Raw genomic sequence first — 20,869 nt, forward strand, 5'->3', positions numbered from 1 at the left:
TATATAGGGTCTAGACCTTAGATTCTGCCTAAGTAGTACCTATTCTGGCGAATTTTTTTCGTGGGGCGGTTGCCACTCTTACGCCCCATAATAAAACCACTGTTCCTATCACCAATTCCAACCCAAATGGTTCGTTAAGAAAGAGAATTGCCAGCACTTCGGTAAATACGGGGGAAAATAGTTGGATGGTTGCCACTTGTTCCAACTTTAGATATCGGAGGAGTGCGTAGAAGAGCGCAAAGCCAAGCGCCGATGGGACTATCCCGGCGTAAGCTATATAGAGTAATCCTTCAAAGCTAAGCGAAAAAAGTCCGTTTGGTTCAAACAAAATCAGCAATATCCATACCGGAATTACTCCGATTAGTTGGTTTAAGCCAGTAGATAACAGGCTTGCACCGGGTAAAGGGCTGGTATGTCGTTTTCCCCACAAACCATATAATCCCCAGCCAAAGGTTGCAAAAATCATGAGCGCCAGTCCGGGCAGGAGATTTCCACTATTTAAGCTTTGAAGCAATTTATTTATATCACCACCACTTATAACGATGGCGATTCCGCTTAGTGATATTAGCACTCCTATTACTTGCCGCCAGCCCGATTTTACCCCTAGCCAGAAATATCCCCCTATCAAGACTACCATCGGGTTTAAGCCAAAGAATATTATTCCTCCCAAAGTGGCGCTGATGTAAATCAGGGCGGTATTGAGACCAATCATATAAATTGACAGAAATATGCCGCCCCACAGGTAAGGTTTTATCCCTCCTACTAATGGCAAGGCTGAGTTAGTACGCCGAGTGCTAAGCCAGTAAATTAAAAGGGCGAACAATCCGGCGATGGTAAAACGGACTGCTACCATAGTAAAGGGCGTTGATAGATGCTTCAAATAAATGTGTTTGGTTACAACAGTGGCGCTTGCCCAACTGGCAACAACCAGCACCAACAAGATAACCGGGCCCCATGCGGTTGCGCCGTCAAATGTTTTGGTTTTCACTTATGCTCCTGAACTGTGGATTATTAGAGCGACATTATAAGCCAGCAAGCTGAAATTTGCTTGTATAAGGCAATTTGCTCTTGGACACGCTAAACCGCAAGAGCAAAGATATAAAGCGCAAAAACGAGAGATGTAAAGCGCGATTTGGTTATTAGGAAGCCCTAAAGGGCTATAATCGAGCTGAAGTGAAATTATCTTGACTAATCCGGCGCAAAGACGTATAATACGCGGGCATTAAAAACTATAACGGGGCGTAGCGCAGCCCGGTAGCGCACCTGAATGGGGTTCAGGTGGTCGGAGGTTCAAATCCTCTCGCCCCGACTTTTAATCCCCTCATTGTATTTCCAATTATTCGTTTGCAATGCCAGACTTATAGCAAAAATCATCCCTTTCAAATAGTATAAATTGCTTCTTAAGCTCCTATCACTGGAGCTTTTTGTTTTGAAAAAACCATGTGATTCTAACAAAATCCCACAAGAAATAGACCCTTTCAAAACCTTAATAATGGTCTGGTTAGACTATTGCAGGGCTGATGCTTTATCGGATAGGACTGTATTAGATTACTCTAATAAAGTTCTCAAGTTTTGGTGGTGGTGGCATGACTATACCAGATATGCAGATAAATTAGGTTCACATCCTAGAGATGTTACTACAATTGAAGCCCGACAATTCGTAACATATTTAAGAGAGCCTAATAGTAATCGTTGGGGATCAGCCTGTAGCAATTGCTCTATACTTTCTCCAGCCTCTATAAATTCCTATGGCAATACTGTCAAGGTATTCTTTTCATGGCTTGAAATACAGGGTTATATACCTCAAACCCCATTTAATAAAACTGTCAAATTTTATAACCGGAAAAAAGCCGATAGGACTATCAAGACTTTAGATTTGGAATCAGTATCAAAAATCTTGAAATTCCTTACTGATGAAAACAAACTCACAACTTTTGCAGGGCTTAGAGATTTAGCAACTTTTACACTCCTGCTAGATAGTGGCATTAGGTTAGGAGAATTACTATCTATAAGGGTTTGTGATTTAGACCTAAAACAGCAAAAGTGTACAGTCAATGGTAAAACTGGTAAACGGGTAGCAATTTTTAGTGATGCTTGCCGTAAAGTCCTTTCAGACTATATAAAACACCCCCATCTTAAAGACTTGAAACCAGATAGCTCCTTGTGGGTAACAGTAGATTTACAGCCTCTTACTATAAGTGGTTTTCATTCTCTTGTTAGACGCATAAGAGCAGGTACAGGGGTTAAATTTTATGCTCACATGCTTAGACATACTTTTGCTTCTTTTCTTGCACAACAGGGGGTTAGTAGTTGGGACTTAAAAGAATTGTTAGGTCATTCCTCAATTACTACTACTGAAATTTATGTCAGAAACAATATTGAAAGACTTTCCATAATCTACAGACCTAAATCACCCATAACACTCATAACAGGGGGTAACGATAGTCCTAAAGTTCTTACTAAAAAGCGTAAAGGTAGACCACCTAAAGGCAGAAATTAATAAGTCCTAGAAGTTTGCGCCTTCTAGGACGTGCTAGGAGAGGTCAATCATCCTAGCAAGCAAAATTATATCAAAAAATTGAGGTCAATAAATGGAAATTATAACCGCTATAGTGCTTTTAACCCCTTTAATTCTTGCTATAGCTGCTTTTGGAGCTTATTTCTATCAAACTAATGCAAATGAAAGCCATAAAAGGCACTTGGAAAAGTTACATGCAAATGCTTTAGTAACTACACTCCAGCCTGATAATAATGGAAACTACCCTGTAAGAATTTTACAAACTGGAGCAATACTACACCCACAAGCAGGGAACATTTTACAGCCCGTTCCTAATACCTTGCACTATTCGCCCCATGTAATTGTAAAAGGTTCTCATAGTGTTACAGATGGTAGTCAGATTGCCAGCCTTCCAACTTCTAACCAATTTGTGAGTTTACAAGAACCTGTAAAAATTCCTACCTTTGCCGATCTGCTTAGAACTGGAGAAATAGAAGAGGGTCTAATACTTGGATACAAACCATCTGGAGAGCCGATTAAAGGCACTTGGAAAGATTTGTATAGCTCCAATGTAGCAGGAGTTTCAGGCAGTGGTAAAACTACTACTGTAAGATTTTTAGCCTCTCAATCAGCCTTGCAAGGGGCTAAATTCCTAATTATAGACCCACATGGCGATAGTGGAGAGGAAAGCCTAGCAAGCACTTTAGAGCCTCTTAACAGTTCATTCTTTTATGGTTGTAAACCTGCTATAGCTCCTGATGAAATTGAAGCTGTATTAGACATTATAAGTAGAGAGTTACAGAGCCGGTTACACAATCGAGAGAATAGAAACCCTCTCATATTGGCAATAGATGAATTTACAAGCCTTTACAGGACTAGCATGGGTGAGCTTGTAGCAAAACTCTTGCAAGATATATCACAGCAAGGACGCAAGGTTAATATTTTTGCGCTTGTTGTGGGTCAAATCTGGAAAGGTTCTACAAGTGGTGGTACTGAATTAAGAGATAGTTTTGCAAGTTCTTTTGTACACAGAATGAAAGCAAATCAAGCAAGGCTATTACTACCCACAGAAGAGGCAAGAGCCGTACAGAGCTTCCAAGCTGGAGAGGCTTTCTTATATCGCACTAATGGTGTAATAGAACTGGTAAAAATCCCTCTTACTACTTCACAAGATGTAATAAAAGTGGCTTCCATTGCTGCTTTTCAGGCTTCCAATAGACTTACTTCAGACTTCCAAACAGCCGAAATATTACCCCCTATAAATGACAATTGGAAGTCAAATATAAGTCAATTGGAAGTCATAAATAATCAGGCTTCCAGTCCTTTACAATCGGTTAAAGCTATTTCTCCAGATGATGCAAGAGTAGTATCAATGTTCCTAGATGGTAAAACCATTTCAGACATAGTGAAAGCACTTCATGGAGAGGTAGCAGGGCGAAACTTGCAAGCAAAAAACACTGAAGTACAAGAGGTTTTAAGGCGCAATTTTAAGCCTTCTTTTGACAACAATCATTGTCATTAGTAATAAATTGGGCTTTTTGCAAGTAAAAACACTGAAGTACAAGAAGTATTAAGGCGCAATATCAGAGTCTAAAAACAATTAACAGTTCCTTGAAGGGGCTGTTAGCAACGTATTACAGGAGAGGAATTGTCATGAAACCAGAAGGCTTGTATTTAGCTCCACTTAATAAGGGTTGGCAATTAACAGGGCTTTATGAAGGCAGTAAAGAAGTATTTGCAAAGTTTAGCACTTCAGTAGGGTTTCCAGTAATCAAACTGCTTTCCAGTGTATTAGCGCATGATTACACCAATATAGGATTCCTTGTATCAACCGGATCAGAAAAGATACCAGAAAGGATAAAAACCATGAAGCCTAATTCCCTACTACTCCATAGGCTAGATACTGGGTGGCAAGTATTTGCAGTATATCCCACAAGGCGACAACAGATCATGGCACTTTATGAACCCCTTGAATTGTCGCTTGCCCGTAAGATTGCAGGTATCATAGCAGTCAATTATGGGCTATCAAACTTTGAAGAGGACTAAAAACTAACATGGGGTAATTTTTCCAATTGTGGGATTTTACCCCTTTTCTTAAGTAATTCGCACCTGCTGGAAAGGAAAAAGAAGCCATGAAGATTATTATTTACACAACTATAGAAGGTACTGTAGCTCCAGTAGTGGAATTGACTGAAGCGCAAAAAGAGATATTAAGAAAATTTGTAATAGCAATGTGGAAAAATCATGGGGGTTAGCAGGTAAAGGGGCTGTTTTTATCAGTTATTTGCTAATATACACAGTTTTGACATCTTGTCAATAGTATTAACTAGGCATAAATGCCTATTTATACAGATTTTATATAGATTTTAAGTTCTATCTATTGCTAGTTGACATAACCCATGATAAACTATATGTAAGATATTACCTTATATCTATAAGGAAAAATTATAGTAGTTTATGGAAAGGAATTCCAATGACTAAAATTGTTATAGCCCGTAAGAGGAAATATGGCTTTCATCATTTTGTTTCTGTAAGTGTCCCACAAGCACAAGTAAATGATGTTGAAGGGGTCTTAAATCTTCTAAAGGAGCAAAACCCTGATAAGAGTTTTAGTGCTTTCTTTGTAGAGGCATTGCTAGAAAAATATGGCTCTTTAATAGGGGCTGGAAAGGGATTTAACGGGTGTGAATTATCAAAATTACAAGGGGAAAAAGCCTTTTGAAAAGTCTAAAGAGTATAGAGATATTTTTTATATTCCTGATAAGAATTCTTATGGTATTGTGCCTGAAGAAGTTAAAGAGAGTGCAAGAGAGGATCAATTATTTAAGGCTCTTGAGTATATAAATTATGACATATCTAGAGCAGCAATTAAAATCCGATCAGCAGTACCCGTAAAGGGTAAGGATGATTACAGTTACCAGCATTATATTCTAGCTCATTTATCTAACAAGATTTTAGCAAGATTAGAGGAAATGAGAAATAAAAAGCCCGAAAGTGATGCAAACACTTCAGGGCTGATCCTTACTTAATGGTAAAAAGGTATATTAACATGATAACAAATTTATCATCTGTTGACAATACGACAATTTTTGAGGCTGGAGACAGATTCAATCAGGCTGTTTTTGATAGTGCTATAGCCTACTATGGCAAAACCCCTAAAGAAGCCAAATTCTTTGCTAAGAATGGCAAAATGCTACCCCCTGTTAGTAACCCACAAGAAGTTAGTGAAAATGGTAAGGCTGTATGGCTTGCGGTTAACCTTTTTCAAAATCCCGAAGGTAGTAAACCTGCTACTAAAGATATAACCAGAATTGACAATGTAACAATTGATTTTGAAACCCCTGCTGAACCCACTTCATCCCATGCAGTAGGGGCTATGTTATATAACCTTTTACTTCAAAAAGGTATTACTTCTGTAGTAGAAGATAGTGGAGCAGGTTGTCATATCATTATACCTATAAGCCCTATTGTTTTACCTAAACCCCCTGTTCCTCTTGAAAAAGGGATTAAAGGGATTCATGATCTAGCTAATGATGCTGTTAAATTGTGGATAACGCACAATCTTGAGGATAAATTCTCAAGTGCTTGCCAACAAATAGGTATAAATACCAAACTAGAAGGGATGGACATTGCAAGAGTAATGTCTATAGCAGGAACTTTTAGAGTCGGTAATAGTAAACCTAATGAAGCGCAATTTTTGAGAAATGGCTATCTTAGAAGGGTACTTTTACCCACAAATGAACAGGGACTATATCCTGAGAGGGTAGAAAACAATACTGTTACTCAAGAATTACTGGAGATTATGCAGGAGCTTGAAAACAGCCCTGCTACAAAGCCCGTAGAGGCTGCTAAAGCCTTCAGCAGTAACATTATTACCTTTCCTATCACATCTTCTAACAAATCTAATTCTGTTGAAAGCTCTTTACGGGCTTTTGCTGGAAAGTATGTCCGTAAAGACCGATCAGGATTTTTTCAGGCTCTAGTTAATCATTTATACCCATTGGTAGGTAAGAACTACCAAGAGGGGCAAAAATATGCACAACTTATTGATAGTCTTTCAGGGGATAAATTTAGTTCTGAAAACAGGCTAGACACTGAGTTTGAAAGAAGCTGGAATGATACACAATTCAGCTATACCCCTTCTTTTACTTCTACTCCTACCGCCATGCGAGAGCCTGAAGAAAAAGCAGGTATTCAAAATGCTGGAAAGCTATTCTATGATGCTGGAAAGTTAGAATTAACAGACATTGGAAACGCAAAGCGCATGTCTATTCTCTATAAAGATACTCTAGCCTATGCAAAAGATACTTGGCTCTATTGGACTGGTAAAGTCTGGAAAGAGACTACTAACAAAGAGGCTTACAAAGGTGTACTAATTGGTTATGCAAAGCGAATGGCTGAAGCTATAAGGCTGGAAAGCTCTGAATATGCTGCTACTGAAGATACCTCAATTGAAGCTAAATTCCGCTATTCAACAAAAGTATATGCTCACTATATTACTTCAAGCTCAAATCAAAGGTTAAAAGCTGCTATAGATACAGCTACAGACCCTGATTGTTTAGGCTGTGATCCTGAAGATTTTGACACCCATGATAATCTGCTAAATCTTCAAAATGGTGTGTTAAATCTTGGCACTTTCGAGCTTTTGCCACATGACCCTTCCTATAAGCTAACAAGGATTAGCAATGTGGAATATAACCCACAGAAATATAGTGACTTGTGGGAAAAAGTTGTTAATGATCTTACAGACGGTGATAAAGAAATGGCTGAAGTGTTACAAATTGCGGCTGGATACAGTCTTACAGGTTCAACAGAGAGCAAGGCTATCATGGTGCTTTGTGGTAAGAGCAACACTGGTAAAAGCAAGTTTGTGGAGGCTATAAGGGATGTACTGGGAGATGCTTTAACAGGTGGTTATGGTGCTAATGCCGGTACAAACGCTTTTACAGTCAATTCAAAATGGGGGGATACTAAAGCCTCTAATAGTGCTAGTCCTGAAATGGCTGTATTAGAAAAGGCAAGAATTGTAATAGCCTCTGAAGCAGGAGCAGGTCAAGTTTTTAATGCTCCACTTCTAAAAAATATTGCTGGTAGTTCAAGAATAACAGCCCGTAGGAACTACAAAGACCCTATTACTTTTGTACCACAAATGAAGTTATGGCTGGATACAAACTATTTACCAGACTTGCATGATCCAGATGAAGCACTATTCAACCGATTAAGGATTTTTCCTTGTACTAATGAGTTAGAAGAATCTAAGCAGGATAGAGATTTAGATAAAAAACTTAAGGCTGAAAAATCAGCAATTCTTAATTGGATGATAGAAGGGCTTCAGAAATGGAAAGCAAACGGTAAATCTATACCAGAAACCCACAGAATGAGAGAGGCTAAAGAAAGTGAAAAACGGGATAGTAATCCTGTTTCCGCCTTGATAGCCGAGCTTTATCAATATGACAGGTCGGGGGAAATTCTTTTCTCAGAGTTTTACGCCGATTATGTAAGATTTTGTAATTACAGTGGGGAAAAAATGCCTATAACTGATAAAAAATTAGGCAAATGCCTCAGAGCGTTAACAGGTATAGATGTTATCAAAGGTAGGTTGAATAAAACTTTTGTAAAAGGGCTAAAAAGGCTGGAAAGTAACCCACAGATGTAGCTACACACTTAATTCTGTTACCGTTATTACCGTTATTACCGTTTCTCATGAGAGTTTTTCATAATAAAAAATATATAGAAAAGTTTTATAAAAACAGTAAAAACGGTAAAACGGTAATAGTTTCATCACTTGTGGGTTATGAGAGTGTAAAAGGATAGGAAAAATGGTGGATTTTCTTACAGCATATCTGGAGCTACTTATAAAAGATGCTGGAAAAGCTGTTAAGTCTGGGAAAAAGGCTTCAAAGTGCGAGCAAGAAGCATTATATATTCTTAAATCTGGAGCTAAGGGGCTGGAATCGGATCGGCTTTGTAATGCCATAGCAGATATAGCAGGTTTTAATAATTCTTCAGAATTTTACAGGTTATTACTTAAAAAGATTTATGGTGATCGGGCTATAGCAGCATAAAAAGTAATCCAGTATCATCTTATTGATACTTAGTATCAATAGTTCATTAACTGTTAGTATTAAATTATTAGCTCCTTCTATAAACCTCAAGAAGGGCTGTTATTTTGAAAAGTAGTGTAATCATACTGCTTAACAGAATAACAGCCCTTCTTTAGCTTCATATCCCCTTGTGGGTCAATCCCACATACATGGTAAATCTTAAATATCCATTTGAGGCTGAATAGTTTGTACCTGCTCCACTTGAGCTTTTTTGTAACTTACTTTAGTAGGTGGCATTTTTACTTCAGCCCTATTCAAAAGCTCTTCAATTGTTAAAATCTGGATTTTAGGAAACTTACCCCATATAGATTCATAATATCCTGCTTTTATAGCTGCTGCTTTCATTTCACTGGTAGCAGGTTCAAGCGTTATAAAAACGCCCATTTCAGCCTTTTCATTCTCAACAGTACCTATTAAATCTCTAATGTCGCCACTCTTTACATGTCCACTTTTCACCTGTACAAGAGCGCGTTTTACCTTGCTAGTTTCATCATCTTTGAACCTGATAACACCGTCAATTCCTTTATCACTACCCTTTTTACCTTCTTTACTCCCTGCTTGCGCTCCTAATGGTTGAGCATTTACAAAGGGTAAAGCCCAGAACTGGAATTGATAGCGATCCTCACTAGCTAATTGCCTTGCACCATCAATACTTGTGGGTTCTCCAATAACTTTGAACTTAATATCTGGAAACATATCCTTCATACGAATTTTATTAAGAGATATAGCAAGGTGTGTAATATCAATTCCTAACCAATTACGACCTAACTTTTCTGCTGCTGCTATAGCAGTACCACACCCACAGAAGGGGTCTAATACTATATCACCTGAATTACTGCTTGCCTGAATAATACGCTCTAGTAATGCCAGTGGCTTTTGAGTGGGATAATTCAATCTTTCTGAATCAGAGGAATGAAGTGAATTAATATCAGCCCAGATATTAGTTATAATTGAGCCTTCTTGTTCATTCAAATATCGTTTTAATGCTGGTCGTTTGGTTGTATCATAACTCCCATCAGGCTTTTTGGGATAATAAATCCGACCTTCATCATGAAGTTTTTGCATAGTTTCTCGTTGATAACGCCAACCCTTCACCGGATAAGAATAACCTAACCATTCATACATCATATTAGGTCTAGGATTTGGGCTTGTCATATTGTCCAAACGATAACGACCACGATCATCATTATCATCAAATCGGTAAAACTTCTCTATATAAGTGGGATCATATTCGCCATATTGAGGTTTAAATATGGCATCTTTTGATTTTACAAAAAATAGAATAATATCCGCTATATCAGAGAATTTATGTTTTGCATCACTATGGGCTGATTGCCGTTTCCAAATAATCTCATTTCTGAAGTTTTGCGCCCCAAAAATAGTATCAAGAATAATTTTTAAGTAGTGGCTTGCTGTGGGATCACAATGTAAGTAAAGGCTACCAGTAGGTTTTAAGACCCTATGCAATTCTACAAGCCTTATAGCCATCATAACAAGATAAGCCATCATCTGATTTTCACCCACAAAGTCATGCAAGGCTTCTATCATTTTTGAAACATGGTCTGGAGCTTCAGTAGTAAGTTCATGATAAACCTTTGCAGTAGCTTCATTCCAGTGCCATGTATCTTCAAAGGCTGTAATTTGCGCGTTACTATCTTGCCCCTTTTCATCTTTGAAAAGCACATTATAATTTCTACTGGAGTTAAAAGGGGGGTCTAAGTAGATTAAATCTACACTCTCATTGAGGAAATATTCTCTTAGAACTTTAAGGTTATCACCATAATACAGCGTATTAGAAGTTATAGGCTTCTGTGCCATTCTTACCCTCTATTCAGGTTAGAAAGTTAGTGGAAAGTTGCTACAGGGATAATATAGCATGAAACAAAACTAATTTCAGGCTATTAAACCTCTTTTTTGCTAGTTGACAATTAGTATGATCGTTGTGATAATACCTTATAGGATTAAATATCTGAAATATCTTTAACAAATTCCCTCAAACTTCTTGAATTATTTCAGGTTTGAGATAATAAGAGCCTTAAGAAGCAATTGTTATTATTCTAATTGCTATCATTTTCCTGTAACCCCCTTAATCGGCACGAAAATATAGCCTGAATGGGGTTCAGGTGGTCGGAGGTTCAAATCCTCTCGCCCCGACTTTTAATCCCCTCATTGTATTTCCAATTATTCGCTTGCAATGCCAGTTTTTTCGCATGTTTGTGCTTTGTTTTTATTTTGTTCCACACTCGGTTAGCCGATAAAAGTACCACTCCCGGAATTATCGTCAGGATTATCGCCTGCCAGAGCGCATTATAATTGCTACTTTTGGAAGCAGTTTCCATCTTTCTAACCTCTGATGAAGTTGTACCCGGTTTTGGCGGTTGGGCTACTACTTTGTTTATAGCTGTGCTACGGTTCGTACACTGTGCTTCTATTCCCGCATACTCTTTGCCTAACAAACCGAGTTGGACGCTATAAAGAGGATTGGGGTTGCCACTTGTGCCGAGAACGGTTTCAAAACGCGACCGTTCAAAATATTGCACCGTTTTTACAAACCCCGTTTCGGAGTCGGTTTCGCGTAATTCTCCGCTGATGGGGTAGCCAAATACTACCACTCCTCCGTACTTTTGATAAAAATTCTGGAATAGCTCACTAGCGATTTCACTTTCCGGTAATCTTTCAACATCGGTGAGCTTGTATTTTTCTTTGTAAACCTCAGTTCCAAGTTGCGTTCCAACTATTCGGAAAGGCCAGTCTGTATCAGGCTGTAGTTCCAAGCGTTGCCGTTCGGTATAAAGCACATAGGTATATTGGCTGCAATCCCCGGATAGCTCTCGCTTTACCTTACCCAAAGGTAAACCGATTATAGCTACCGACTCCTGTAATGAACGAGTGTAATTATTACCCAGCGTGGTATAGTAGCGGTAAAAATCCCCTCTAATAGTGTTGTCTGAAGCTTCGGGGAAAGAAAGTGTGGGGCACACTTCTAACCGATTGGGGAGCGGTGCCTCCGGGAATTGTTGCAAACCGGATGGGTCACGCAGCAATTCCCGCACGTGGGCAGCGCTACGTTGGTCATTTTCTGCCGGAAACGGCGCAGTGCGCGTTTCTCCGTCAGTCATCATAATCGGCAAATAACGGTAGCCGGTTAGCTGCACCTTACCATCCTCTCGGCGTGCGAAACCTACATATAGAATTACCGAAGTGTTGGTAAATTTTTCTTGCTGGTTCCAGCTTTGTGCTGCCAGAAAATTCGCCAGTGAATAAATTACCAGTGTTTTGTGATTGCCTGTTTCAATAATATCGAGTGGTTGGAGGGTGTGGGGTTGTGAGCCCAGAATAACATCTGCACCTGCCGCTGCCATTTGCTTTGCGCCTTCTATTTGGTATTCTTCGGGATAAAAGTTATACTCCTGCCCCCAGTGAGCGGCAACTACCACAAAATCGGTTTCACTTCGGGCTTGGGCTATAGCTTCCAAGACTTGCGGGCGAATTTTACCTTGCCGACCATATTCATTTGTTTCCCACAACAAGTTCACCTGATTATTTGGGTCTGGTATCCCATTTGTGCCCCACGTAAAAGAAAGGAAGCCGATTTTTACTTTTACACCATTGCGGGAAAGATTGATCGGAAGGTAAGGTGGGCGCGGCTTTGTTACATCCTCACCGGAGACAGTACCATGTTGCAGAATACCGCTATTGTCTAGCACTTTTAGGGTTGCATCTAACCCGCGCAAGCCTTTGTCCAAAATATGGTTATTAGCGGTGCTAACTACGCCAATTCCTGCTTTTTTTAATGCCGGTGCAAGCTGAGGACTGAAATTAAAGTTGGGATATTCAGAAAGCGGCGCATCTTCTAGCAACGCCCCATCAAAATTGGTGTAACCTAGATCGGTATTTGCGAGAAAAGGTCGTACCTTATCGAAAAGATAATCATAGCCTAAAGATTCCCCGGCATGCTGGATAATTAGATGCGGAAAAAAATCACCGGTTGCTGCCAAAGTAAAATGAGTGTCGGTAGAGACACCACTACCGCAATTATTCATAGAAGATAAAGGTGTTTGGAAAGGTAATACAACTTGTTCAGCGTGGGCAATGTTAAAACACGGCAATAGCATCAATAAAAAAGAGAATAGCAGAGAAAAAAAACAGCCAGCTTTCAATCCTGACCTGTGCATTTGTCTAACTACCCTCCATTTTTGCATAATGAAATTTGAATATTTATTTAATTTATCATAGTGATGGATTTTTCCAAAGCGAAATAATCTATACTATATTTTGACCATTCTTTTACATGTTTTTACAACTAGTTTTACCTAGTAGGTTTATTATAGTACTATTATATTAGATGCTACCTGAGTGAATTAGATGTTGTTCATAATAATGTCTCAATCCCCCCATAAGGAGACAATATTTGTTGGATTGCTTAATAGGAAGGGAAGTGACCGATGCCTGAAGACTTGTTAAGGGCTATCTGTCAGACACATCCTCTTGTTTATCAAAAATGGGTTTTAGCGTTTAAGCAGAGTTTGGGTGATTCACACAACGATTCAGCTACCCCCGACCGTCACAATGAGATATGTAAAGAACTACTAATTGCCTTCAGAACTGGAGATGATAAAGCATTTTTGTGCTTAATCAATCTTGAAGGCAGAGTTATGGCACGTGCGGGACTTGCTCTACCCGCTTTGTTACGGGCTTTATCCGAGTTTTTTAACTTGTCTTGGGAAATTCTAAGCGCTACTCCGATATTTGAGAGGAGGCCGAGTCTGCTGTTGCCTCTGACTGAAAGACTTAACTCACTGCGTAGCCGTGCGCAGAATACGTTACTCGAATCCTTTACCGACGAGGAACATGCAATTCAGCGTGAACGCGCTGCCGAATATGAGCGTACTTTGCGCCACAGACTGGAAAACATGACCGTAGAGGAATTAATCAAATCAATTCCCTCTTTTAGAGTAGTAAAACATCGTAAAGGACACTTGGTGCTAGAACCGGGAGATTACCAGCCGGGTTTGTTCTTTGTGTTAAGCGGTAGTGTCCGGATTTATGAAATTTTGCAGGATGGGCGTGCCATCAGCCTTTCTATTCTGGGCAAAGGTGATGTATTTGCCAGAACCCAAGGCACCAATACTTACTTTAGAGATGTGTATGCCGAAGCAATGCAGGAATCGGTTGTAGCATTTATTAAAGAAAAGTCGCTCGAAAACTTAATGGAAACCTCGCCATTATTGGCATCATGTGTTATTTCAAGCTTTTCAAACCAATTATCGCAATCTCAAAGCCTTATTGAAGGAATATTGGGACGCAGCGTAGCTTTGAGACTCGGCAGGTTGTTGTTAAAACTTGCGGATGGGTTTGGAGTAGCGCAGGAAACCGGAAATGTTACCATCAATTTGAACCTGACACATCAAGAACTCGCCGATATGCTTGGCAGTAACCGCGTAACGGTAACACGTAAGCTTTTGGAATTACAGAAGCTGTCGCTTATCAGTATCGATAACCATACAATATCTATCTTAGATCGCTGTGGTTTGGAAAAACTAGCAGCGTAATTAAGATAAGCAGCCATATATTGAACAAGGGCGCATAAAGCTATGCGCCTTTTTTACGCCTCGCACTCTTGTAAGCTACGTTTTAATTCTTCAAGATTTAGGTTTTGCCCGATGAATACCAGTTTGGGCTGAATTTCATTGCTATCTTCGAGGCATGTGAAAGCATACTGCCCGGCAACATACTGAAGCAGATACAAAGCAGATTCACCGAAAAATCTCACAAATCCTTTGGCGCGTATTATCTGCAAGGGCATTCGTAACAATAATGCTTCAAAACTCAGACGGTCAAACGGTTTGGTTAAAGCATGTTCCCAAGCATGAAAAGTCATGTGATTATGCTTGGCTTGCTCTTGAGGAACAACGTTGCTGGTAATTCGCTCAAAAATTAGGGAGGGGTCAATTTCGGCGTAACTGGTAGGATGAATGGTAGCGTGGGGGTTTAGTTTCTGGAGTTCTGCCAATGCTTTATCATAAATATCGCCTACCAAGAGGTCGCATTTGTTGAATATTAAAAGATCGGCGTACTGAACTTGTCTTTGTACCAGCGGCATGGTTTGGGCAAGGTCGTAAAAGCGCAAACCGTCCACCACCGAAACCACTGCGGCAGGATAAATTCTGCGCAATAAGCCGGGCATCGTAAGCTGATCTAGCAAATCCAGCGCATCTGCTACGCCGCTCGCCTCGATGATAATCAAGTCAAGCTCATACGCCATTGTCATTTCTAGAATATCAACCACTAATTCGCGGCTAACGGTGCAGCAGGCACACCCGCCGCTGAGTTGCATCATGGTTATCTGTTCATTCCCACGCTGCGCTGCGCCTACCAAAAGCGCATCAACATTGACCGCGCCGAAATCGTTCACCAATAAGCCGACTTTCAAGCTTTGTTCGCGACAATAACCCAGCAACTTTTGTAGCAGGGTGGTTTTGCCGCTACCTAGAAATCCAGTCAATAGATATACCGGTAAACGCTTCATTTTAGCTAATGACCGAGCAAGCGCACGCTGTTGGAACGATCATGCCAATTGAGGGAGGTTGCCTTGAAACGTTTTGATAGTTCCAAAGCTCTGCGATGCAGCGGTTCAAGTTTGGGGTCTTTGACTTTCCACGCCCCTTTTAGCTGTTGAATAACTAAGTTGCTATCCCCCCAAACTCGCACACTATAGGTCGAAGGCTGTTTGCCGGCGCGCTCAATAGTTTCTACCAGATCGGCTAAGCCACTGATAAGGGCGGTATATTCAGCCTGATTGTTGGTCATATTGTCGCCAAATTGAATCCGGCTTTCTAGTCTTTCTTTGCCTTTGCGGGTTTTAAGGTGATAACTGCCATAGCCCCGACCGGGGTTAGGGTCTGCCCCACCATCGAAGGTGAGAATGTAATCATATTCATTTATTTCAGCTATGTTATTGCTCATTTTCGTAAATCCTTGCGCCCTTCCTCTAACTTTTCCAGCCAATTCAAGGTTAGCTTTACCGCCTGTGCCATATTGTTCTGGTATGCAGCTTGTTGCTCTTCCTCATTAGATATGGCTGGTACAGGTTCGTAACTGTGACCCGTTCCCTTTAAAATCTCGTATTGGGCGGGAACAGGCAAATTCCGACAAAATTCATCCAGTTCATCTGGGCTGGAGTAAGGGTCATGCTCGCCTTGTATCGCCAGAAAAGGGCTTTTCAGGTTATTAATCCGGTCTTGCCAGTACCATTCGGTGTGTTCAGTATTGTGTAGTATCAACCCAAGACAGCCAAGCCCGCTGATTTTATCAGCATATTCGGGCTGGAGGGTAAAATGTAAGGCTACTACTCCGCCGACAGATTTCCCGATTAGGTATAAACGTTTTGGCTTGATTTCCTTACCGAAGCCTTGCAAGAAGTTATATGCTCCCAGCAGGTCATCCAACCCATCGGTTAATTCATCAAATTTCTGAATGCTATCTTGCTTTACATAACGAAAATCAAAGCGTAAGGCAGTCAATCCCAGCTCCGCCGCTCCGGTACACAGGCTTATAGATGGCTCACTATCCTTATTGTATGCGCTACCGTGCAATACAATAACGGCAGCATTAGTGGCGCGGCGAGTTGGGGGATGCCAGACACCCTCTAATTCTACCGCACCGCTACCAGATGGGAAAGTTACTGCGATTTGCTCCATTACAACTTTATCTTCAAAAACTGGCGATTACCGCGCTGAATCACCATGCCATCTTGAAGTGTGATTCGCGCTTTAGCATCGGTTACTTTCTCACCATTTATGCGAATACCGCCTTCGGTTGCGGTGCGCTGTGCATCTTTATTGCTGGTTGCCAATCCGTTCTTTACTAGTAACTCCTGCAATACCACTTCAGAAATTCCGGTTTCAGGCGTGAAAATTGGCATATCTTCAGGCATTTCGCGGCGTTGATGCACTTGCTCAAAATCCCGTTGCGCTTCTGTTGCTGCCTCAGTGCCATGATATTGCTCTGTCAAGGTGTATGCTAACTTTTTCTTCAGTAGCATGGGATTTTCGCCCGAATCGAGTTGTTGCTTCATAGCGTCAAGGTCATCTAGCGGCACTTTGGTTAGCACCTCAAAATATTCCAGAATCAACTCGTCGATAGTGCGCAGCATTTTTGCATACATATCTTTGGGCGGTTCACTGATGTAAACCCCATTGCCCTGACTGGTACTCATCTTGCGACCATCAGTTCCATTGATCATGGCATTACACATAACGCTCTGAGGCGCTTGCCCATAACGCTCTTGCAAGAGACGCCCCGCCATCATGTTGAACAGTTGGTCGGTGCCGCCTATTTCTACATCAGAATTTATCATCACCGAGTCATAGCCCTGTAATACCGGATAGACGATTTCTTGCAAGCTGATAGGTTTTCCGGCATCCCAACGTTCGCGGAAGTTATCACGCTCAATCATTTGGGCAACGGTAAAATTGGTCATGAGGATGATGCCCTCTTTAAAAGGCATATTGCCAAACCAATCGAGATTATTGCGCCATTCTACTTTGCTTTCATCCAGAATCTTGCTGATTTGCTGGCGATAAGTGCGCGTGTTTTCTGCTACTTGATCGGGTGTAAGCATGGGGCGGGTGCTGGTTTTATCACTGGCATCCCCGATTTGCCCGGTAAATTGCCCGATTATAAGCACAATCTGGTGTCCTAAATCCTGAAACTGGCGCAATTTTTGCAGCGTTACGCTACGCCCAATATGGATAAGCGGTCCCGTTGGATCAATGCCTAACTTAACGCGCAACTGTTTACCACTGCGCAACTTGGCTTCCAATTCCTCGCGCGTTACAATTTGCGCCACGCCACGAGTCAGCAATTCATCTATTTTATCGCGCTCTCGTTTAAGTCCGGTAATAATGGTAGGACTACTCATTTTATCGCTCCTGCTCTCGGTGTGAATTTCCCAAAGGTAAGATGGTTGCTGCCGATTTACCACAAAAGTTTGGCACTGTGCCCCTAGATGTTCAGTTAGCAGCTTTGCCAACTCTTCCGCAGCTTGGCGCACCTCATTACCGTTTAAACTTTCAAAGCCATCTATCGGGAAGAAAATGTTCTGGCTATTTTCATCCACGCGGGCTTTACGACCTTGCCGCCAAACCCAACGGCGGGTGCGTACTTCAGCCTCATCTATATATGCGATTTCCCCGGCGGGTAATTTTTCAATCTGTCCCTCATCGCCATCGGGCGGGGAAAAAACATCATCACTATGGGAAAGCCTTACCGCTAAATCGCCCACCAAACGGTCAAGATCATGTCCACCCATCGGAATAGCATAGCGTACCGAAACCGCATTTGCGATATTGATAGCAGGATTAATCGAGGGTAAATCCTGTCCTTTCACCACTCGCCGCAACAACGCTTCTGAGGATGATTGGAAATCACCGGGCTTTATGCCTGCTAATCGGAAAGCTTCTCGCCACCGCGCAATATAAGGATGACTGGTAAGATTCGCCGTATCATCGTTAAAATGGCTGCGTGCTTCCTGCATGGCTTCGAGAAGCAATCGGTAAGATAATTCTTGCACCCGGTTATTATCAAGCCCTGCCGCGATTACCCCACCAACAATATAATCAGGAAACTTTTCAAAAACCTGTGCCGCAACGCTGAATCGCATACTTTGCTTATCCTTGTGCAAATAAAATTGACCGCAACCTATAGAGCTACGGTCTTGGGAAATACTTTTCAATGGGCGGAAACTAGGCGGAATATTTTCTCACCTACAACATTTTCTAGCTCAAGTTTCATAACTGCTAGAAAAACCGTTGAATCTTCCGGAACAAAAGTATATCCTGTTATCGGCAAATACGTCAACCCAATTTTATTTTATTGTTTTCACAAAACCAGTTTGAGAGGTGGGTTTAAGCCCTGCTTATTGTTTGCTAATCTTGGGACACCACTTGGATAATTTGTTCAAGGGAGGACAAGTTGAAGGGTTTGTACAATATTCCTGCAAAGCCGTATTCCTCGTAATGTGCCATTACCGGGTCGGTTGAGTAGCCGCTGGAGACCACTACTTTTGCCTTTGGGTCTAACTTTAGCAGCTTCTGGGTTGCTTCTTTTCCACCAACCCCACCCGGTATTGTCAGATCCATAATCACCACCTTGTATGGGCGACCTTCCTCCAACGCTTTCTGATATTCCTCAATTGCTAAGTTGCCATCCTCCACCGTGCTCACCTGATAACCTTTTCTAGTCAGTGCCTTGGTAGCCACCTCTCTGATCATGACTTCATCATCCATAATCAGTACCCGTAAATGTTTATCCTTCTGGGTATCCTTTGGCGGCACCTCAATCGCTTTTTCTTTTAATTCTTGATTGGATTTAGGCAGGTAAAGTGTCATAGTAGTGCCTTTACCCGGCTCACTTTCAACCAGAATTTGCCCATCATGTTTTCGAATAATGGAGTAGCACACTGCTAAACCCATCCCGCTGTTATGGGCTTTAGTGCTGAAGTAAGGGTTGAAGATTTTATCCATCACATCCGGCTTTATCCCATAGCCCTGATCTTGCACTCGAATCTTAACAAAGTCTCCGGCTTCCAGCAGTGGTACGCTTCCGGCAGTGAGCGTAACATTCGCTGCTTCCACCGACACCTTGCCACCTTCCGGCATAGCTTGTGCAGCGTTGAGCACTAGGTTCTGGATAACCTGACTGATCTGACCCGGGTCAACCTCAACTGCCCAGAGAGAAGAGGGAATATCAAAATTCCCTTCTACCCTAGAGCCGTGAAGCACAAAATGGGCGGTTTCTAGAATGATTTCGTTGAGCCGCGCGGTTTGTTTGACAGGTGCGCCTCCTATGGCAAAGGTGAGTAACTGCTTAGCTAGGTCTCTGGCGCGCATAGTAGCGGCTTCCGCTGCCTTGAGGGAATTATAGGCATCCTGAGAGGGATTTAAATCATTCCTTGCTAAAGCGATATTGCCATTGATACCGGTCAGAATATTGTTAAAATCATGGGCAATACCACCCGCCAGTACGCCGAGGGATTCCAAATTGTTAGCTTTGAGACGTTCCTCGTCAATTTTGCGCCTTTCGGTAACGTCATGGAAAATGAGAACCGCACCGAGGGAGTTATTGTGTTGTTGTCCCGGTATGAGCGAGATAGTATAGTTGACATAACATTCCTTATCGGTGCGGCTTAACAGTGTAAAATCCTCGGCGCTGGTGATAACTGGTTTATCGGGTTTGAGATTTTGGAAGGGGGCTTGGGTGGGAAATCTGGTTTTGTGATCAAGTAGACAAAATACTTCGGCTAGTGGCATACCTCTAGCTTCCACCTGTGTCCACCCGGTGAGTTTCTCGGCGACATTATTAATAAGCTCGATGTGTCCGGTGCGCCCGATGGTGATGATGCCCTCACCGCTGGAGTCGAGGGTGATAGCCAGCTTTTCTTTCTCCATTTCTAGGGCTAGGTTAGCATATTCTAACTCTCGGTTGCGTCCTTGGATACTAACGATAAAATGCTGTATTTCCTGGCTGAAAAAAGAAGCCACTAACCCGACTGTGACCAGCACTGTCAGTGTTAAGGAGACGAGTATTTGCATATCCTCCGAATGCTCGGTGCGGTAGATTTCGAGCTGTGGGATACCCACCAGTAATAGCCACAGGCTATCGGCAACTGCAAGCCCCATAACCAGACTCACCGTGCGTTTGGAAAGCATTATCCCGGCTAAGGCTACCGGAACTGCTAGCAAAGAGGGGGCGGCTCCTGCCGATACAATTTCACCGGTAGGCATGATGGAGAGGATATGTAAAACAACAAATAAAGTTGCTACCAGTGAAGGGGCTACCAACCGGACTTTGCCCTTGCGGTTAAGAAAATAGATGAACAATAGTAATGCAACCATCACCACTACTATTATTCCCAGCAGATAGGTGCCGCTAAATATAACTGTCCCGATGTTGAGTAGCGTTATGGTCAGTAAGATTAAGATAAACCAGTTTAGCAAACGCCCCCGGCGAGCATCATCTGGATTTGAAGCCCGGCAGGTCAGCAACCAATCAAGCATGTAGTTCTCCTGCGGCTGGCAACTCTGGGCTGAGACGCGCGAGATAAAAATTACACCCGAAATTCTGAACGGGATTAATTAATCCCTGTTTAATAATACAACCTAAGTATTACATTACCCATTAAATTATTCACAGATGGGAAAATCCGTTGCAAATTCTAGTTTGTTTTATTTTGAAGTATCCTTCCTAAACCTCTTTTACGGTATAA

Annotated in this window: 17 protein-coding genes and 1 tRNA gene; 10 read left to right on the plus strand and 8 right to left on the minus strand. The window is 41.7% G+C overall.

What is annotated here, in order from left to right; genetic code table 11:
* Nucleotides 1–28 precede the first annotated feature (28 nt).
* On the minus strand, nt 29–988 hold the full coding sequence (locus OZ401_RS02095; RefSeq protein ID WP_341469060.1) for a DMT family transporter: 960 nt from the start codon (nt 986–988) through the stop codon (nt 29–31).
* Between the two features lie 247 nt (nt 989–1,235).
* Here OZ401_RS02095 and OZ401_RS02100 point away from each other — a divergent pair.
* The 9 genes from OZ401_RS02100 to OZ401_RS02140 all read left to right on the plus strand — a co-directional run bounded on the left by OZ401_RS02100 (nt 1,236) and on the right by OZ401_RS02140 (nt 8,562).
* A tRNA-Pro gene (locus OZ401_RS02100) sits at nt 1,236–1,309 on the plus strand.
* A gap of 120 nt (nt 1,310–1,429) precedes the next feature.
* Entirely contained in the window at nt 1,430–2,500 is a 1,071-nt protein-coding gene (locus OZ401_RS02105) for a tyrosine-type recombinase/integrase (protein WP_341469061.1), read from the plus strand.
* Nucleotides 2,501–2,591: 91 nt separating this feature from the next.
* Nucleotides 2,592–4,019 (plus strand): type IV secretory system conjugative DNA transfer family protein, encoded by a 1,428-nt coding sequence (locus tag OZ401_RS02110; RefSeq protein ID WP_341469062.1) that lies wholly within the window; start codon nt 2,592–2,594, stop codon nt 4,017–4,019.
* A gap of 131 nt (nt 4,020–4,150) precedes the next feature.
* Entirely contained in the window at nt 4,151–4,543 is a 393-nt protein-coding gene (locus OZ401_RS02115) for a hypothetical protein (protein ID WP_341469063.1), read from the plus strand.
* A gap of 86 nt (nt 4,544–4,629) precedes the next feature.
* A complete protein-coding gene (locus OZ401_RS02120) occupies nt 4,630–4,752 on the plus strand; it encodes a hypothetical protein (RefSeq protein ID WP_341469064.1) in 123 nt (40 codons plus the stop codon).
* A gap of 218 nt (nt 4,753–4,970) precedes the next feature.
* The gene (locus OZ401_RS02125) at nt 4,971–5,219 is read left to right on the plus strand and encodes a hypothetical protein (RefSeq protein WP_341469065.1); all 249 of its coding nucleotides are present in this window, start codon (nt 4,971–4,973) and stop codon (nt 5,217–5,219) included.
* Entirely contained in the window at nt 5,182–5,526 is a 345-nt protein-coding gene (locus OZ401_RS02130; RefSeq protein ID WP_341469066.1) for a hypothetical protein, read from the plus strand. Before OZ401_RS02125 ends, OZ401_RS02130 begins: the two co-directional genes overlap by 38 nt.
* Nucleotides 5,527–5,546: 20 nt before the next feature.
* A complete protein-coding gene (locus OZ401_RS02135) occupies nt 5,547–8,153 on the plus strand; it encodes a DNA primase family protein (protein WP_341469067.1) in 2,607 nt (868 codons plus the stop codon).
* Between the two features lie 163 nt (nt 8,154–8,316).
* Nucleotides 8,317–8,562 carry a hypothetical protein gene (locus OZ401_RS02140; protein WP_341469068.1) on the plus strand — a complete coding sequence of 82 codons (246 nt, stop codon included), beginning with the start codon at nt 8,317–8,319 and terminating at the stop codon, nt 8,560–8,562.
* Between the two features lie 198 nt (nt 8,563–8,760).
* Here OZ401_RS02140 and OZ401_RS02145 read toward each other — a convergent pair whose 3' ends face one another.
* Nucleotides 8,761–10,419 (minus strand): site-specific DNA-methyltransferase, encoded by a 1,659-nt coding sequence (locus tag OZ401_RS02145; protein ID WP_341469069.1) that lies wholly within the window; start codon nt 10,417–10,419, stop codon nt 8,761–8,763.
* Nucleotides 10,420–10,736: 317 nt separating this feature from the next.
* Nucleotides 10,737–12,776, minus strand: a complete 2,040-nt coding sequence (locus OZ401_RS02150) for a CapA family protein (protein WP_341469070.1) — start codon at nt 12,774–12,776, stop codon at nt 10,737–10,739.
* 270 nt (nt 12,777–13,046) lie between these two features.
* Here OZ401_RS02150 and OZ401_RS02155 point away from each other — a divergent pair, with 270 nt between their 5' ends.
* Nucleotides 13,047–14,153 carry a Crp/Fnr family transcriptional regulator gene (locus tag OZ401_RS02155; protein ID WP_341469071.1) on the plus strand — a complete coding sequence of 369 codons (1,107 nt, stop codon included), beginning with the start codon at nt 13,047–13,049 and terminating at the stop codon, nt 14,151–14,153.
* Nucleotides 14,154–14,206: 53 nt separating this feature from the next.
* Here the strand turns inward: OZ401_RS02155 and OZ401_RS02160 are convergent, their stop codons facing one another.
* From OZ401_RS02160 to OZ401_RS02180, 5 genes are all read right to left on the minus strand, one after another.
* Nucleotides 14,207–15,130 carry a CobW family GTP-binding protein gene (locus tag OZ401_RS02160; protein ID WP_341469072.1) on the minus strand — a complete coding sequence of 308 codons (924 nt, stop codon included), beginning with the start codon at nt 15,128–15,130 and terminating at the stop codon, nt 14,207–14,209.
* A gap of 5 nt (nt 15,131–15,135) precedes the next feature.
* Nucleotides 15,136–15,567: a ribonuclease HI family protein gene (locus OZ401_RS02165; protein ID WP_341469073.1), complete on the minus strand. Its 432-nt coding sequence runs from the start codon at nt 15,565–15,567 to the stop codon at nt 15,136–15,138.
* Nucleotides 15,564–16,301, minus strand: coding sequence for an alpha/beta hydrolase (locus OZ401_RS02170; protein WP_341469074.1), 738 nt, complete (start codon nt 16,299–16,301; stop codon nt 15,564–15,566). Before OZ401_RS02170 ends, OZ401_RS02165 begins: the two co-directional genes overlap by 4 nt.
* Nucleotides 16,301–18,265, minus strand: a complete 1,965-nt coding sequence (tyrS, locus tag OZ401_RS02175) for a tyrosine--tRNA ligase (RefSeq protein WP_341469075.1) — start codon at nt 18,263–18,265, stop codon at nt 16,301–16,303. Before tyrS ends, OZ401_RS02170 begins: the two co-directional genes overlap by 1 nt.
* A 265-nt stretch (nt 18,266–18,530) precedes the next feature.
* A complete protein-coding gene (locus OZ401_RS02180) occupies nt 18,531–20,660 on the minus strand; it encodes an ATP-binding protein (protein ID WP_341469076.1) in 2,130 nt (709 codons plus the stop codon).
* Nucleotides 20,661–20,869 lie beyond the last annotated feature (209 nt).

Source organism: Candidatus Chlorohelix allophototropha (assembly GCF_030389965.1).
In the GTDB taxonomy this organism is placed as follows: domain Bacteria; phylum Chloroflexota; class Chloroflexia; order Chloroheliales; family Chloroheliaceae; genus Chlorohelix; species Chlorohelix allophototropha.

Bases quoted from the DNA above. Each gene is read 5' to 3' on its own strand.
- OZ401_RS02110 (WP_341469062.1), top strand. From the start codon at position 2,592: ATGGAAATTATAACCGCTATAGTGCTTTTAACCCCTTTAATTCTTGCT.
- OZ401_RS02115 (WP_341469063.1), top strand. From the start codon at position 4,151: ATGAAACCAGAAGGCTTGTATTTAGCTCCACTTAATAAGGGTTGGCAA.
- OZ401_RS02120 (WP_341469064.1), top strand. From the start codon at position 4,630: ATGAAGATTATTATTTACACAACTATAGAAGGTACTGTAGCTCCAGTA.
- OZ401_RS02125 (WP_341469065.1), top strand. From the start codon at position 4,971: ATGACTAAAATTGTTATAGCCCGTAAGAGGAAATATGGCTTTCATCAT.
- OZ401_RS02135 (WP_341469067.1), top strand. From the start codon at position 5,547: ATGATAACAAATTTATCATCTGTTGACAATACGACAATTTTTGAGGCT.
- OZ401_RS02140 (WP_341469068.1), top strand. From the start codon at position 8,317: ATGGTGGATTTTCTTACAGCATATCTGGAGCTACTTATAAAAGATGCT.
- OZ401_RS02145 (WP_341469069.1), bottom strand. From the start codon at position 10,419: ATGGCACAGAAGCCTATAACTTCTAATACGCTGTATTATGGTGATAAC.
- OZ401_RS02150 (WP_341469070.1), bottom strand. From the start codon at position 12,776: ATGCACAGGTCAGGATTGAAAGCTGGCTGTTTTTTTTCTCTGCTATTC.
- OZ401_RS02155 (WP_341469071.1), top strand. From the start codon at position 13,047: ATGCCTGAAGACTTGTTAAGGGCTATCTGTCAGACACATCCTCTTGTT.
- OZ401_RS02160 (WP_341469072.1), bottom strand. From the start codon at position 15,130: ATGAAGCGTTTACCGGTATATCTATTGACTGGATTTCTAGGTAGCGGC.
- OZ401_RS02165 (WP_341469073.1), bottom strand. From the start codon at position 15,567: ATGAGCAATAACATAGCTGAAATAAATGAATATGATTACATTCTCACC.
- OZ401_RS02170 (WP_341469074.1), bottom strand. From the start codon at position 16,301: ATGGAGCAAATCGCAGTAACTTTCCCATCTGGTAGCGGTGCGGTAGAA.
- tyrS (WP_341469075.1), bottom strand. From the start codon at position 18,265: ATGCGATTCAGCGTTGCGGCACAGGTTTTTGAAAAGTTTCCTGATTAT.
- OZ401_RS02180 (WP_341469076.1), bottom strand. From the start codon at position 20,660: ATGCTTGATTGGTTGCTGACCTGCCGGGCTTCAAATCCAGATGATGCT.